Origin of the sequence: Rhodococcus sp. 7Tela_A2 (genome assembly GCF_049311045.1) — a bacterium.
Lineage (GTDB): Bacteria > Actinomycetota > Actinomycetes > Mycobacteriales > Mycobacteriaceae > Rhodococcus.
In genome coordinates, this window is the sequence record NZ_JAXION010000218.1 from 1 (window position 1) to 1,426 (window position 1,426).

Below are 1,426 nucleotides of genomic sequence, written 5' to 3' on the forward strand. Positions count from 1 at the left end.
GCCGTGAGGGGCGTGGGGGTCTCGGTGCCGGGGGTGGTGGTCACAGTGCCACCAGCTTCCGGCGTCGCACCAGGGCGATGAAGAACGGGGCGCCGATGAGTGCGAGCACGATCCCGACCTGCAGTTCGCCGGGGCGCACCACGATGCGGCCGATCACGTCGGCGAGTACGAGCAGGACGCCTCCGAGCAGCCCGGCGTAGGGCAGCAGCCATCGGTAGTCGGGCCCGGTGATCGCGCGGGCGATGTGCGGGACGATCAGGCCGACGAAGGCGATCGGTCCGCAGGCTGCGGTGGCTGCGCCGGTCAGGACGGTGATGGCGGCGATGCCGACCACGCGGGTGAGCACGACGTTGGTGCCGAGGGAGCGGGCGACGTCGTCACCGAGGCTGAGCACGTTGAGCGACGGTGTGCCCGCGATGGCGACGACGAGTCCGGCGACGAGGAACGGGAGGACCTGCCAGAGCACGTCCATGCCGCGGCCGGCGACGGAGCCGACCACCCAGAATCGGTAGCCGTCGAGGCTGGTCTGGTCGAGCAGGACGATGGTCTGGATCATCGCCTGCAGGAAGAAGGCGACGGCTGCGCCGGCCAGGGCGAGGCTCAGTGGGCTCGAGCGGCCGTTGCCGACGGAGGCGAAGCCGAACACGACGATGCTCGAGAGCATGGCGCCGGCGAACGCGAACCACAGGTATTGGGCGGGGGTGGTGACGCCGAACAGGTAGATCGCGAGCACCACCATGAACGCGGCACCGGCGTTGATGCCGAGCAGGCCGGCGTCGGCGAGGGGGTTGCGGGTGTGCCCTTGGATGAGCGCTCCGGCGACGCCGAGTGCGATGCCGACGATCAGGGCGAGCAGGGTGCGGGGGATGCGGAGCGAGTGCACGATCAGGTCGGTTTCGGCGCCGTCGTTGACGGCCAGCGCGTGGTAGACCTCGGCGAAGGACATGGGCCGGGCACCGACGGCGATGCTGGCGAGCAGGACGAGCACGAGGAGAACTGCCAGGACGGCGAGGCCGAGGAGTCGGCGGCGGCGCATCGCGGGGAGGCTGGTGTCGGCCGGTCGGGGCGTGAAGCCGTCGTGGACGGCGGCCTTGACGGTGACGGTGTCGGTGCCGCGCCGCAGGAGTGCGGCCCGGGCGCCGACCGGTGCGCTGGTGACGGTGTCGCGGGTGACCAGGCCCAGCCACTGTTTGCCGAGGCTCTGTCCGGTGCGGCCTTCGCGGAGTCCGCGATTCCACCACAGCACCGCTGCGGCGATGAGGACGGCTGCGGTGCCGAACACGATGCGGTCGGCCTGCCCGCCGCCGTGTGCGTCGCCGAGGGTGTCGACCACCAGGGCGCCGATGGCGAGGGGGAGGGCGACGAGTGCGAGGTCGAGGAGTTCGGCGGCGACGCGACGCCCCGTGGTGGGCGGGGTGATCGGGGT

At 71.8% G+C, this 1,426-nt stretch carries 1 protein-coding gene; it reads right to left on the minus strand.

Annotated features, from left to right (window positions below; translation table 11 throughout):
* Positions 1-40 precede the first annotated feature (40 nt).
* The coding region (locus TVH25_RS21295; protein ID WP_422425412.1) for an iron chelate uptake ABC transporter family permease subunit at positions 41-1,426 on the minus strand (1,386 nt) is incomplete at its 5' end.